Source organism: Rhizobium sp. SRI_017 (assembly GCF_057586295.1).
In genome coordinates this window covers 78087-92348 of the sequence record NZ_JBYCZP010000009.1, presented here as the reverse complement: position 1 = coordinate 92348, position 14262 = coordinate 78087, and the positions used below count along the sequence as shown (strand labels likewise).

Below are 14262 nucleotides of genomic sequence, written 5' to 3'. Positions count from 1 at the left end.
GGACGTCAGTTTCGGGCAACCGACGAGGGGCGTTAGCCCCTCTGCATGCGGTCGATAAGGTCGCGGACGTCGGTCGAGAGCGGTCCGGACTGGTCGATCATCAGGAGCGCGTAGCGGGCGTGGCCGGCACGAGCGTCCTCCAGCGAGCGCCAGGAGCGCATCGAGGTGAGGATGCGGGCTGCGACCTGCGGATTGCGCTTGTCGATATCGATGATCTGCTCGGCGAGGAATCGGTAGCCGGCGCCATCCGCTCGGTTGAAGCCCGTCGGATTGGCCATCGCGTAGGAGCCGATTAAAGCACGCAGACGGTTCGGATTGTTGGGCGCGAAATGCGGCCCCTGCATCAGTCCTTTGATCTGGTCGAGCGTATCGGCGCCCGGGATCGTCGCCTGGATGGTGAACCACTTGTCGATGACGAGCGGATTGTTGCGGAAGCGCGCCTCATAGCCGGCGATCGCCGACTGTGCCTCGTCCGAACCGGGGAAGCGGTGGGCAAGCAGCATCAGCGCATGCGCCAGTTCGGTCATGTTGTTGGCGGCGGCATAGGCCGCAGCGGCGCGGGCCGGCGTTTCCTCGGCATAGGAGAGCCACGTGAGCGCCGCGTTGGCAAGCGTCCGCCGGCCGGCACTGGCCGCGTCCGGACTGAAGGCCTCGCCGTTGCGCATGGCCGCGATCAGGCCGGAAAATTCGCTCTCGGCTTTCACGGCAATCGAGCGGATGATGCTGTCACGAACGACGTGGATGCGGTCGGGATCGATGTTCGAGCCGATCTCGCGGGCGATATCGGCTTCCGACGGGAGCGCCAGGACCTGCGCGCGGAAGGCGGGTTCGAGGCTGTCGTCGACGACGGTTGCCTTGATGATCGCGGCGAGCGTTTCGGACGCAGCGGCATCCTCGGCGCCGGATTTTACCGCCGTCGTGAGGTCCTGCATCGCGAGGTGATTGATCGCCTGCCAGCGCGAGAACAGGTCGCTGTCGTGCCGGGCAATGTGGACGATATCGTCTGCCGATTGGTCGAAATTGAGGTTGATCGGCGCGGAGAAGGAGCGGTTGAGCGACACGACCGGGCGTGAGGAAATACCCTCGAACACGACTTCCTGCGCACGCTCGGTAAGATGCAGCACGCCGTCGGTATATTCGCCGCCGGTGACTGAAGTTGGCACCGCATCCGACCCGTTATCGAGGATAAGGCCCATCGCAAGCGGGATGTGCATCGGCTCCTTGACCTGCTGGCCTGGAGTCGGTGGGATTATCTGCTCGAGCGAGAGCCTCAGGCTGCGTGCGGCGCCGTCATAGGTGGCGGAGACACTGACGACGGGCGTGCCGGCCTGATTGTACCAGCGCGAGAACTGGCCGAGATCGCGGCCGCTCGTATCCTCGAAGCACTTGATGAAGTCCTCGATCGTCACCGCCTGGCCGTCATGGCGCTCGAAATAGAGGTCCATGCCCTTGCGGAAGGTGTCGCGGCCGAGAAGCGTCGCGATCATGCGGGTGACTTCGGAGCCCTTCTCGTAGACCGTGGTCGTGTAGAAATTGTTGATCTCGCGATAGACATTCGGCCTGACCGGATGGGCCAGCGGACCGGCGTCTTCTGCGAACTGCTCGCTCTTGAGATGACGGACTTCGGCGATGCGCTTGACCGGGCGCGAGCGCTGGTCGGCGGAGAATTCGTGGTCGCGAAAAACCGTCAGGCCTTCCTTCAGGCAGAGCTGGAACCAGTCGCGGCAGGTGATGCGGTTGCCGGTCCAGTTGTGGAAATATTCGTGTGCGACGATCGCCTCGATATTGGCATAGTCCTGGTCGGTCGCGGTCTCGGGATCGGCCAGGATGTATTTGTCGTTGAAGACGTTGAGCCCCTTGTTCTCCATCGCCCCCATGTTGAAGTCGCTGACGGCGACGATCATGAAAATGTCGAGGTCGTATTCGCGGCCGAATGCTTCCTCGTCCCACTTCATCGAGCGCTTGAGCGCGTCCATCGCATAAGCGGCGCGCGCCTCCTTGCCATGCTCGACATAGATCTTGAGCGCGACCTCGCGCTCGGTCATGGTGGTGAACGTGTCCTCGACCACGCCGAGATCGCCGGCGACGAGCGCGAAGAGGTAACTCGGCTTCGGATGCGGATCGAACCAGGCGGCAAAACGGCGGCCGTCGCCATAATCGCCGGCGCCGAGGAAATTGCCGTTCGACAGCATCACCGGATTGGCCTTGCCGTCGGCGATGATGGTAATCGTGTAGACACCCAGCACGTCGGGGCGGTCCATGAAATAGGTGATGCGGCGGAAGCCTTCGGCCTCGCACTGCGTGCAATAGGTGCCGTTGGTGCGGTAGAGGCCCATCAGCTTGGTATTGGCCTCGGGATTGAGCACCGTCTCGACCGTGACCTCGAAGCTAACGCCAACAGGCAGCTTGTGAATGACCAGCTGCTTTTCGTCGAGCGTGTACTGACTGGGCTCGAGCTCGATGCTGTCGATCATGACAGCCTTCAGTGTGAGCTCGTCACCATCGAGCACAAGCGGAGCATTCTCGGAAACGCCCTCGCGGCGGTGCATCAGCGATCGCTGGATGACGAGGGTTTCGCGGGGGTCCAGTTCGAAGGTCAGATCAACCCGTTCGAGAACGAAATCGGTCGGACGGTAGTCTGCCAGATGAATGACCTGGCCGGCGGTGGCTTCCATGTGATGTCCCGTAGGCGTGGCGCCTGTGTCCCAGTTTGTCGGTCTGCGCCATAGTTCGCGTTACACGGGAGACTGGCGAGTCCGGCGGCAGGATCACAGTGAAACCCTGAAAGATCGTTAAACGCAATCCCGTTTTGGCACTAATCCTTCGCCGGGCGACTTCAAATTTTGATGAAAATTAGGGTTCTCACTGGAATGAAAGCCAATATGATAGCGCAACCCTACCGCGGCGCCCAAGTGAATCGAACCGCCGCCGCTTCAACCCGACCTTGAACATCAGGACAGCACAGATGAACGTGCCGAAATTTGGTATTGGCGCATCGGCGCTCCGGAAGGAAGACCTCGCATTGCTCAAGGGCGAGGGACGATATACCGACGACCTGCGCGTCGAGGGTGCTTTGCACGGCTTCGTGCTCCGCTCGCCCTATGCCCATGCGCGTTTCGCCATCGTTTCGACCGAGGCGGCGCTTGAGGTCGAGGGCGTGCATCTCGTTCTGACCGCGGACGACATACCCGATCTCGGCGATGTACCAAACAAGCAGCAGGTGCGACAGCCTGACGGCACTGTTCATGCCCGCCGCGAAGCCCCGGTGCTCTGTCGCGGCGTTGCCCGCCATGTCGGCGACGCCGTCGCCTTTATCGTCGCCGATAGCCGCGAGATCGCCGAAGATGCCGCGGAATTGATCGAGATCGACTGGGACGGGCAGGACGCGCTTGTCGATCTCGTCACGGCCCTCGATGAGGGCGCACCGCTTGTCTGGGACGAGCTCGGCACCAATCAGGCCTTCCTCTACCGCATCGGTGATTCCGGGCGCACGGATGCCGCTTTCGACAAGGCCAAGCGGACCGTCAACCTCCGCATCGTCAACAACCGCATCGTCTCGCACTACTTGGAGCCGCGCGCTGCGGTGGCCGAATATGATGCCGCGACGGAGAGCTTCAAGCTGCATCTGCCGTCACAGGGCGTGCACGCGATCCGCGATATCCTCGCCAAGGACATATTCCGTATCAGCCCCGAGAAGGTGCGCGTCATCACCGGCGATGTCGGCGGCGGCTTCGGCACCAAGAGTTTCTGCTACCGCGAATATGCGCTGGTGATGGAAGCGGCCCGTCGCCTCGACCGGCCGGTACGCTGGGTTTCGACCCGCGCGGAACACTCGATGGCCGACGCGCATGGCCGCGACAGCATCATGGACGCCTCGCTCGCCTTTGACGCAGACCATCGGATATCAGGCATGCGTGTGAGGATGATCGCCGACATGGGCGCCTATCTCTCGCAATATGGGCCGATGATCCCGACCATGGCAGCGATGATGGCGACTGGGGTCTACGATATTCCAGCGCTCGATTACGAGATCCGCGCCGCTTACACCCACACCACGCCGGTCGACGCCTATCGCGGCGCGGGCCGGCCGGAAGCCGCCTATCTGATCGAGCGGCTGATGGATGCCGCCGCCCGTGAACTCGACATCAGCCCGGTCGAACTCCGGCGTGTCAATTTCATCAAACCGGAGCAATTTCCTTATCGCACGCAGTCGGGCTGTCTCTATGACGTGGGCGAGTTCGACGGCCATCTGCAGCAGGCATTGAAACTCTCTGCCCATGCGGGTTTCGAAGATCGGCAGGCGGAAGCGCGGGAGCGCGGCAGGATCCGCGGGATCGGGCTTTCGACCTATGTCGAGATCTGCGCCTTTCCCGGTTCAGAGCCGGCGCATGTGCGGTTGAACGAAGATGGCACGGTGACGCTCTTCATCGGCACCCAGACCAATGGCCAGGGCCATGCGACGGCCTACAGCCAGTTCATCGCGGAGAAGATCGGCATTGATTTCGACCGGATCATCGTCCGGCAAGGCGATACCGACGAGCTTTCGCGCGGCGGTGGCACCGGCGGCTCGCGCTCCATCCCGATCGGCGGGCTCTCCGTGGCCCGGGCCGGCGAGGACCTCGCGGAGAAGATCAAGAAGATCGCCGGCGACGAGCTCGAAAGTGCCTGGGAGGATATCGAGCTGGTGGATGGCACGGCCCGCATCGCCGGCACCGACCGCATGCTTGACTTCAGCCAGGTCGCGCGGGCGGCAAAGACGCCGAGTGACCTGCTGGCGATCGCCGATGTGAAGCAGGACGAAGCGACGTTCCCGAACGGCACCCATGTCGTCGAGGTCGAGATAGACCCAGATACCGGCGCGACCGAGATCGTGAACTACCAGGTGGTCGACGACTTCGGGGTCATCGTCAATCCGGTCCTTCTGCTCGGCCAAATTCATGGCGGCATTGTCCAGGGCGCGGGACAGGCACTGGTCGAAGGCGCGCAGTATTCCCCCGACGGACAATTGCTGACCGCGACCTTCATGGACTACGCCGTGCCGCGCGCCGATGGCATGCCGAGCTTCAAGTTCGAGACGCGCAATGTGCCCTCGACCTCCAATCCGCTCGGCATCAAGGGTGCGGGTGAGGCGGCAACGATCGGCGCCACGCCTGCGGTCATGAACGCTGTCATCGATGCGCTCCACCGTGCCTATGGCATTACCGCCCTCGACATGCCGGCTTCCCCTTCCAAGGTCTGGGAGGCCATTCAGGCGGCTAAAGCTGCGTGAAAGCCCGATTGAGCGTGGCGCAAAAACCGCCGCCGGAATGAGAGACCAAAATGGACAGAACCATCGCCAACCCCATGCGCGGCATCGCCATGAAGGTTCTGTCCATCATGCTCTTCATATCGATGCAGTCGATGGTCAAGCTGGCCGGCCCCGGCATTGCCACCGGCGAGATCACCTTCTTCCGATCCTTCTTCGCGCTGGTGCCGATCATGGGCTGGCTCGCCTTTCGCGGCCAACTCGGCGGCTCGTTCAAGACGGCCAATCCGATGGGGCATTTCTATCGCGGTTTCGTCGGCGTTTCCTCGATGGGCCTCGGCTTCTACGGCGTCGTGCATCTGCCGCTGCCGGAGGCGATCGCGATCGGCTATGCCATGCCGCTCTTTGCGGTCATCGCCGGTGCGGTGCTGCTCGGCGAGGATGTCCGCCGCTATCGCTGGGGCGCCGTGGCCGCCGGCTTCATCGGCGTTCTCGTCATTCTTTGGCCGCGCCTGACGCTGTTCGATAGCGGAAAACTCGGGCCGAACGAGTTTGCGGGCGTCATGGCCGTGTTGTTTTCCGCGGCCCTCGCTGCCGTGGCGATGGTGCATGTCCGGCAATTGGTCCGGACCGAGAGTACGCCGACGATCGTGCTCTATTTTTCACTATCCTCGGCGATCTTTTCGCTCGGTACGTTGCCGTTCGGCTGGGCCTGGCCCAGCTGGGAGCAGGCGACGCTGCTGATCTGCGCCGGCTTCGTCGGCGGCATCGGCCAGATCCTGCTGACCGAGAGTTATCGCTATGCCGAGGTCTCGACCATCGCGCCCTTCGAATATACCTCGATCATCTGGGGCACGATCTTCGGCTATTATCTCTTCGGCGACTTGCCGGGCGGCACGCTGCTCTTCGGTGCGGCGATCGTCATCGGCGCGGGCATCTTCATCCTGTTTCGCGAGACACGCCGGCAGATCGATACCGGCCGCAAGGACCGGACGCTCACGCCTTAGGTGGGACGACGCGAACCTTCGGTGGCCGCCGCAGGATGCGGTATCCGGCATAGGCGGCATAGATGGCGAAGAAAACCAGCAGGATGGCGGGCAAGCCGCGCGGGCCGGCAAAGGCGATCGCCTGTCCGCCGACCAGAGGACCGATGATGATGCCGAGCCCATAGAGCACAGTGATGCCGGAAGAGATCCGAACATACTCGCCCGGCTCTGCCATGTCGTTGGCATGGGCGACATTGAGCGAGTAGATCGGGAAGATCGCCATGCCCGCCATGCAGGCCGCCGCATAGAGCTGGTATTCGTGGCTGCCGTCCAGCAGGGCAAGCCAGCCCGATGCGAAGATGCCAATCACACAGCCAAACACCATGACCAACCGGCGATCTACAAAGTCGGAGACGCGCCCCAGCGGAAACTGCGCCACGATCGATCCGACTGTGACTGCCGCGATCAAATTGGCGCCGCCCGTCTCGGAGAGGCCCGACAGGCGGGCATAGACAGCCGAGAAATTGAGCCACGCGCCGGCAATCACACCCGAAAGCAAGGTGCCCACAAAGGCGACCGGTGAACGGCGCAGCAGGCTGCCGAGATCGAATCCGACCCCCGTCGGCGCCGATGGTGTCGAGGAGGCGCTCAATGCGATCGGGAAAACCGCCGAAACCAGGATGATCGCCGAGATGATGAAAAGAACAGGGGTCATGACATCGCCGAACGGCGCCACATAGGTGCCGGCGATCGAGCCAGTCATCGCCGTGACCATGTAGACCGAGAACATGAAGCCGCGATATTCGTTAGCCGATTTCTCGTTCAGCCAGCTCTCCATGATCATGTAGGTCCCGGCAATGGCAAAGCCGAAGAGGCCGCGGAATATCATCCAGGCCCAGACCTCGATGACGAGCGAGCAGAGCAGGATCGACACGACCATCATCGCGATATTGGCGGCGAAGACGCGGATATGGCCGGTGGCGCGGATGAAGCGCGGCGTGATGAAGGACGCGAGCGTGTAGCCGACCGAATAGACCGCGCCGATCTGCGCTATGTCGGTCGCCGTCCAGCCTTCTCCGAGCGCCCGCAGCGGCACGCAATAGCTGGCAAGCCCGAAGCCGGCCATCAGGACGAAGAACGAGATAATGAGGCTCGATACCGCGCGTACGCTTTCGATCAAGGGAGGCTCCGAATTCACTTCATGACTGGGATATGCGGCTTCGGCGGCCGATGCTACCGGGAATACGCCGCGCGACAACGCCGTTCGCGCCAGATTTGCAAATGACGGAGCAGGTGCACGCATGTATGAGGAAATGGACCGGATATTCTTCGCGAAATAAGAAAAACGTCGCCGAATCAAACATATTTGTGACATCTATGCTTGCTAGCGGATTGACAGGCATGATCTGTTGCTCAAGATTTCAGTCGTTCATGCCGCATCGCTCGCCGTCCTCGCTCTCTCAAGATTGGAAACCGTGATGCCGCTCCCTTTTCAGCGATCTTTCGTCCTTGCCCTTCTCGTGGCCGGCCTGCCGCTCATTTCCGGCGCAGCACCGAGATCGAACCCGGCCGTTCCGGCCAACCTCGAAACGCCTGGTGAATTCGTGCTCGTGTCCCAGCACAGGCGCTCCCGCACAGAGGGCGTGACCGCCGTCAAATATCCCGGCGGACAGTTCCGAAAGGTCGGACCGCGCCGGTGGGTCGAGGGTCGCCGCAATAGCGGCTTTCAGTTCCGGGAAATCGGCGACGATGGCCGGACGATCACCCTGCTCGACCGTTCGCGCGGCGTTTACATCTATCTCAATCTTCGTCGTGAAATGATCATGTATGCCGAAGAAGGCGGTGATCCCCGCGAACTCTACCCGATTACCGGCATCATAAAGGCCATACCTGACACTGATGTCGAGGAAATGCCCGAGGATATTCCTGAAGTCCCGAAGATGGCGCGCTACAATTGCGAGGAAGGCGTGCCGATGGTGGTCCGCTTCGAGACTCGCGGTGAGCGGAGCCTGGCCTTCGTCTCCATAGATGGTTCGCCCGAAAGGCGGCTGCGCCAGATTCCCGCGGCCTCGGGCGCGAAATATTCCGATGGCGAGTACACGGTCTGGACCAAGGGCCGCAATGCGACGCTTGAGATCAACGGGGATATCGACATCTGCACCGGCCGTTGAGGCACCAACCGGCGGTGCGCCGGTCTCGCGTGAGCATGCATGTCTCTTGAACGGAAGATGGGTTTCGAGATCGAGCTGGTAATGCCGAAGGGCAAGTCTCGGCTCGATCTGGCACGTCGGGTTGCGGCGCGGACCGGCGGCACGATCCACCGCATCTTCCATGCGCAGGCGGAGCTTTCCAGTATTGAGGGCAAGCCGACCTTCCAGAACCTGACGCCGGGTTTCGAGGTCGTCGGCAGTGACGGACAGATGATCGCGCGTTTCGTCGACGACCTGACCCTGCTCGATGGCTTCGATCTCAATGCACCGCCGCTACCCGGCTGGTATCGCATTGTGACGGACGACAGCCGGCTGGTCAGTCTGATCGAGGCCGGCTGCGATCCGGATGCCGGGATGGAGACAGTGCTGGAGCCGCTCGCCGCGATGTTTGGCACAGCGCTCGAGCACCATTCATCCGGCATGGCCAAGGTCTCCGACCGCAAGGGCAGTTCGGTTGCCATCGTGGCCGAACTCTCGGGCGAGCGGGAACGGGGCTGCGAGATCGTCACCGCGCCGATTGCCTCCAACCATGCTGAAGCTCTGGCCGCCCTCATCGATGACGCCATGGCCGAAGGCCTTACGGTGCCGCTGGAGGCGGCGCTGCATATCCACTATGACGCGGCGCCGCTTCTCTCCGCGCGCAGCATTTCCCGCCTGGTCATCGCGCTGGAACGGCATGGCGAGGCGCTCAAGGACAGGGTCGGCACCAATCCCAATTGCCGTCGGCTCGGCCTCTGGCCGGACGACCTGATCGATCTCGTCGCCGATGAGGAGTTCCTGGCCATGGATTGGCCGGAGGCACGCCGCGCGCTGCAGGATCTGGCGCTGACCAAGTTCTGCGATTTCAACCTGCTCAACATCGCCCAAGCGGCCATGGGGAAGCATACATTCGAGGTTCGCATCCTCCCGGTGTCGCTTGATGCCGGGGAGATCGTGGCCCAGGCCGAACTCTTCGCCGCAATCCTCGACTGGGCCATTGCGCCTGATGACCGCGATCTCGCCGAGGATTTCGAGACATTCATTGGGAATTTGCCGCTCCCGCCGGACGCGATCGCGCGCTGGGGCGGCACCATCGACTCGGGGGGCGCGGGACAGGCCGCACGGGAAATCAACAAGATCAGAGGAGTAGGGAAATGAGTACTGAAATTACCAGACGCAGCTTCTTTGCGAGGGCTGGCGCCGTCGCCGTCTTGGCGCCGGCCGCACTTGCCTCCGGCACGACCCTTTCGCATGCGAGCCAGGAGGAGGTCGATGTCTTCTTCAATGCAGGCTTCAACTACTGCCAGGCCGAGAAGCTCGGCATGTACTGGAACATGAGCACTTGGGATGCCAAGGCCAATGGCGGGGCCAAGATCATGCGTGGGGAGGAAAGATATCTCCGCCAGGCGATCCGCAAGGCCGCAAAGCGCTTCAATTGCTCGACCACGGGCTTCAACTATCGCGATTCCGATACGATCGCCGAGTTCTGGAAGCACGCCTGAGAGCTAAGTGGATCACAAGCAACGGCGGGAGTAATCGCTGCCGCCGTCAGCGGAACTCTTGCGTCAAGCGGCCTGGCTTGCGCCGCCTCTGACCCGTGCCTCGTATTGCAGGTAATATTGCGCCAGCACGACCGAGACGATCGTCACGGTGACGCACTGGATGACGATCGCAAAGGCCGACAAGATAACGCCGGCCACTTCGTTGTCTTCTCCCAGCATCACGACCAGGATCTGCGCGGCCACGCCGATCAGCATGACCGGCAGAACCCGGATGAAGACCGGTAGGAAGGTCACTGGTGCACGGCGAATGGCCTCCGTCAGGCCCCTCCGACTGCCTTGCAGCGACGCCGGCAGCCAGGAACCGGCTATGCCGAGCACCGCGGCATAGGACACGAAAACAATGATGAGGATGGTGACCAGCACATCCGCGCTCGGATTTTCACTCGCCAGCACCTGGTTCCAGAAGGCAACGAGGATGAAAGGGAAGGCGATGATGAGCGAGACCGCGGCGAGCGCCAGCGCCTTCAGGATATAGCTGTCGACGACATTGTCGTTGGTGCCATCGGGATTACGATCCCCGAACTTCACGCCGAGAAGCGCGCTGCGCGTGACGAAACGCGCGAAGAGCTGCCAGAGAAAGATCGTGGTGATGCCGATCGGCCCGGACAGCACGCCGGCATAGCTGAGCGCGGTGAGGCCGAGGACGATCACGGCGAAGAACAGGTAGAACCAGAGGTTTTCTCTGATAATCGAAATGCTTTTCGCGATCATGCTCAACGCCCCCGTTGGACAGCCTCCTTTGTAGCCGTCGCCGGAATTGTCGTCCAGTCGGCGATATCCTCGCGCGATCCGATAAGCGCTAGACCATGCGCGATCGAGAGCAACTCCCCGCCGCTCTCGATCCGGCCAAGGTCGAAGCGGTTCTCGAAAATCTTGCGCACGGCAGGCACGAAGCTCGTGCCGCCGGTCAGGAAGACCTTGTCGATCGCGCCGGGCAGGGTGCGCGTCTTGACCAGGATCTCATCGAGCGCTTCCTCGATCAGCCTGATATCGTCGGCGATCCAGCGCTCGAACATCGGCCGCTTGACGATGCGCTTCGAATGCTCACCGAGCGGCGGGAAGTAGAACTCGACTTCCTCCTGTTCCGAGAGCTTCATCTTGGTCGCCGAAACAGCCTGGTAGAGCGGATAGCCCTCGTCATGTTCGATGAGCTCAACGAAGGTCTCCAGTCTTTCGGGGTCGAGGCTCTGGCGCACGAGCTGCTTGAGGTCCTGGTAGTCCTTCAGCGTCTTGAAGATCGAGAGCTGGTTCCAGCGGCCGAAATTGGCGTAGTAGTTCGACGGCACTTCCAGAACCTTGTCGAAGCTCTTGTAAAAGCTGCCCTTGCCGATCTGCGGCGAGACGACATTGTCGATGATGCGGAAGTCGAAATGGTCACCCGCAACGCCGACGCCGGAATGGCCGAGCGGCACGGCAGTCAACTTGCCGGCATGGCTTTCGAAGCGGATCAGCGAATAGTCGGTCGTGCCGCCGCCGAAGTCGGCGACCAGCACGGTCGCGTCCTTCTTCAGGTTCTGCGCGAAATAGAAGGCGGCCGCGACGGGCTCATAGACGAAATGGATTTCCGGAAAACCGATCCGCCCCAGCGCCTCGTTGTAGCGTTCGAGCGCGAGGTTCTCGTCCGGGCTGGAGCCGGCGAACTTGACCGGCCGCCCGGCGACGACGCGCGCAAATTTCGAGCCGAATTCGTCACCGGCATATTTCTCCAGCCGCCGCAGGAAGACCTCCATCAGGTCCTCGAACTTGTGCCGTCGCGCATGGATCAGCGTGCCCTGGAAGATCGCGCTCGCGGCAAAGGTCTTGATCGACTGCAGGAAGCGTACTTCGCCGGGATTGTCGATGAAGGTGCGGATCGCCGCCGCACCAGCCTCGATCTTGAGGGCCTGCGTGCCAAGCCGTGCATCCTTCATGAAGGACAGGCAGGTGCGCATGCTGTCGGAATGACCGGCGCTACTTTCAAAGCCGATCGAATGCGTCGTTTCGCCATCCTGAACGGCGAGCACGGTGTTGGTCGTGCCGAAATCGAGGCCAAGAGCCGGGGCCATGAGCATGCTCCTGCTTGAACGGGGTCGGATGTAATGATTGGACGAAGGCGGGCCACAAGGGTTGCCGCCAGCGGAGGCGGCCTAATGGCATATCGTCAGGGGGATGGCAAGCCGGCTGCGCGGATTACTTCCGCCGCGCATACCACATGGCGCCGAGGCCCAGCACGATCATCAGCGCGCCGTAATAGATCCATTGGCTGTTGTTGATCATGGGGCTCGTTGGCGGGTAGGGGATGGTGCCGCTGCCCTGGCCCGCCCAGAGAATGCCAAGCAGCATTACGATTGCGCCCGCCAGGAAGATCAGTTGCTGTCTGCCGCCCATGGAAGCTCCTCGAATGCCTGCCTTGATGCGCCGCAACCTAACGGATGGGATGCGTGATGCCAACCGCTTTGGGCAGTCGCTTTGGGACCGTGTCGCAAACTGATAGAATTGGGCTCAGACGAAATTGAATTTGCCGCTCCTTGGCTCGACAAGGGGAGATGGATTTGCCAATAGTCGAGCCTCAAAATCAGGGGTTTCTGCCGGTCGGGAGAAGAAGAATGAGCGAAATGGAACTTCCGGAACGCGAAAGCATGGAATTCGACGTCGTGATCGTGGGCGCGGGGCCTGCGGGTCTTTCGGCGGCGATCCGGCTCAAGCAGATCAATCCGGATCTCACCGTGGTGGTGCTGGAAAAGGGTGCCGAGGTCGGCGCGCATATCCTGTCGGGCGCGGTCGTCGACCCCATCGGCATCGACAAACTGCTGCCGGGCTGGCGCGAGGACGAGAGCCATCCGTTCAAGACCGAGGTGACGGCCGACCATTTCCTGCTGCTCGGTCCTGCCGGCTCGATCCGCCTGCCCAATATCATGATGCCGCCGCTGATGAACAATCATGGCAATTACATCGTCTCGCTCGGCAATGTCTGTCGCTGGCTGGCAACGAAGGCGGAAGAACTCGGCGTCGAGATCTATCCGGGCTTTGCCGCGACCGAAGTGCTCTATGACGAGAACGGCGCCGTGCGCGGCGTCGCCACCGGCGACATGGGCATCGGCCGTGACGGCGAGCCCGGCGGCAACTATGCCCGCGGCATGGAACTGCTCGGCAAATATACCCTGATCGGCGAAGGCGTCCGTGGATCGCTCGCCAAGCAGCTGATCGCGAAGTTCAAGCTCGACGAGAACAGGGAGCCCCAGAAGTTCGGCATCGGCATCAAGGAACTCTGGCAGGTCAAGCCGGAGCACCACAAGCCAGGCCTCGTGCAGCACTCCTTCGGCTGGCCGCTCGACGGCAAGACCGGTGGCGGTTCCTTCCTCTATCACCTCGAGGACAACCAGGTCGCTGTCGGCTTCGTGCTGCATCTCAACTACAAGAACCCCTGGCTCTATCCCTTCGAGGAATTCCAGCGCTTCAAGACCCATCCTGCGATTCGTGGTGTGTTCGAAGGCGGAAAGCGCCTTGCTTACGGCGCGCGCGCCATTACCGAGGGCGGCTACCAGTCGGTGCCGAAGCTTTCCTTCCCGGGCGGCGCGCTGATCGGCTGTTCGGCGGGATTCGTCAACGTGCCCCGCATCAAGGGTTCGCACAATGCGGTTCTCTCGGGCATGCTCGCGGCCGAGAAGCTGGCGGCTGCCATCGAAGCCGGTCGCGCCAATGACGAACCGATCGAGATCGAGAACGAATGGCGTTCGACGCCTATCGGCAAGGACTTGAAGCGCGTGCGCAACGTAAAGCCGCTGTGGTCCAAGCTCGGCACATTCATCGGCATCGGCCTCGGCGGTCTCGACATGTGGACGAACCAGCTTTTCGGGCTCTCCATCTTCGGCACGCTCAAGCACGGCAAGACCGACGCGCAGAGCCTGGAGCCGGCCTCCAAGCACAAGAAGATCGACTATCCCAAGCCCGACGGCGTGCTGACCTTCGACCGGCTGTCCTCTGTCTATCTCTCCAACACCAACCATGAGGAAGACCAGCCGATCCATCTCCAGGTCAGGGATGCGACCCTTCAGGTCAAGTCGGAGCTCGAGGTCTTTGGCGGCCCGTCGAACCGCTACTGTCCGGCCGGGGTCTATGAATGGGTGGAGAAGGACGGCAACCAGGTTTTCGTGATCAACGCGCAGAACTGCGTCCACTGCAAGACCTGCGACATCAAGGACCCCAACCAGAACATCAACTGGGTGCCGCCGCAGGGCGGCGAGGGGCCGGTCTATCCGAATATGTGAGGGGTGGGGGCGGCTGGATCCGGAGCGCCGTCT

At 62.0% G+C, this 14262-nt stretch carries 11 protein-coding genes; 6 read left to right on the top strand and 5 right to left on the bottom strand.

Annotated features, from left to right (window positions below):
• Positions 1-32: 32 nt before the first annotated feature.
• Complete coding sequence (gene pepN, locus AC2YI2_RS20075) at positions 33-2675, bottom strand: aminopeptidase N (protein ID WP_487388260.1); 2643 nt, start codon at positions 2673-2675, stop codon at positions 33-35.
• Positions 2676-2965: 290 nt separating this feature from the next.
• Here pepN and AC2YI2_RS20070 point away from each other — a divergent pair, with 290 nt between their 5' ends.
• Together AC2YI2_RS20070 and AC2YI2_RS20065 are read left to right on the top strand one after the other, a co-directional pair.
• Positions 2966-5269 (top strand): xanthine dehydrogenase family protein molybdopterin-binding subunit, encoded by a 2304-nt coding sequence (locus AC2YI2_RS20070; protein ID WP_487388259.1) that lies wholly within the window; start codon positions 2966-2968, stop codon positions 5267-5269.
• A gap of 50 nt (positions 5270-5319) precedes the next feature.
• The gene (locus AC2YI2_RS20065) at positions 5320-6252 is read left to right on the top strand and encodes a DMT family transporter (RefSeq protein WP_487388258.1); all 933 of its coding nucleotides are present in this window, start codon (positions 5320-5322) and stop codon (positions 6250-6252) included.
• Here the strand turns inward: AC2YI2_RS20065 and AC2YI2_RS20060 are convergent.
• Positions 6242-7411 (bottom strand): MFS transporter, encoded by a 1170-nt coding sequence (locus AC2YI2_RS20060; protein WP_487388257.1) that lies wholly within the window; start codon positions 7409-7411, stop codon positions 6242-6244. The genes AC2YI2_RS20065 and AC2YI2_RS20060 overlap by 11 nt on opposite strands.
• A 298-nt stretch (positions 7412-7709) precedes the next feature.
• Between AC2YI2_RS20060 and AC2YI2_RS20055 the strand changes: the two genes are divergently transcribed.
• Genes AC2YI2_RS20055 through AC2YI2_RS20045 form a run of 3 tightly spaced genes read left to right on the top strand, consistent with a single transcriptional unit; the run spans position 7710 to position 9922 of the window.
• Positions 7710-8402: an MliC family protein gene (locus AC2YI2_RS20055; protein ID WP_487388256.1), complete on the top strand. Its 693-nt coding sequence runs from the start codon at positions 7710-7712 to the stop codon at positions 8400-8402.
• A 39-nt stretch (positions 8403-8441) separates the two neighbouring features.
• A complete protein-coding gene (locus AC2YI2_RS20050) occupies positions 8442-9578 on the top strand; it encodes an amidoligase family protein (RefSeq protein ID WP_487388255.1) in 1137 nt (378 codons plus the stop codon).
• The gene (locus AC2YI2_RS20045) at positions 9575-9922 is read left to right on the top strand and encodes a hypothetical protein (protein ID WP_487388254.1); all 348 of its coding nucleotides are present in this window, start codon (positions 9575-9577) and stop codon (positions 9920-9922) included. Before AC2YI2_RS20050 ends, AC2YI2_RS20045 begins: the two co-directional genes overlap by 4 nt.
• Positions 9923-9985: 63 nt before the next feature.
• Here the strand turns inward: AC2YI2_RS20045 and AC2YI2_RS20040 are convergent, their stop codons facing one another.
• From AC2YI2_RS20040 to AC2YI2_RS20030, 3 genes are all read right to left on the bottom strand, one after another.
• Complete coding sequence (locus AC2YI2_RS20040; RefSeq protein ID WP_487388253.1) at positions 9986-10693, bottom strand: hypothetical protein; 708 nt, start codon at positions 10691-10693, stop codon at positions 9986-9988.
• Positions 10694-10695: 2 nt separating this feature from the next.
• Entirely contained in the window at positions 10696-12027 is a 1332-nt protein-coding gene (locus tag AC2YI2_RS20035; protein ID WP_487388252.1) for an Hsp70 family protein, read from the bottom strand.
• Between the two features lie 124 nt (positions 12028-12151).
• On the bottom strand, positions 12152-12349 hold the full coding sequence (locus AC2YI2_RS20030; protein ID WP_487388251.1) for a hypothetical protein: 198 nt from the start codon (positions 12347-12349) through the stop codon (positions 12152-12154).
• Between the two features lie 218 nt (positions 12350-12567).
• On the opposite strand from AC2YI2_RS20030, the gene AC2YI2_RS20025 reads away from it, so the two are divergent.
• Entirely contained in the window at positions 12568-14229 is a 1662-nt protein-coding gene (locus AC2YI2_RS20025) for an electron transfer flavoprotein-ubiquinone oxidoreductase (RefSeq protein ID WP_487388250.1), read from the top strand.
• Positions 14230-14262 lie beyond the last annotated feature (33 nt).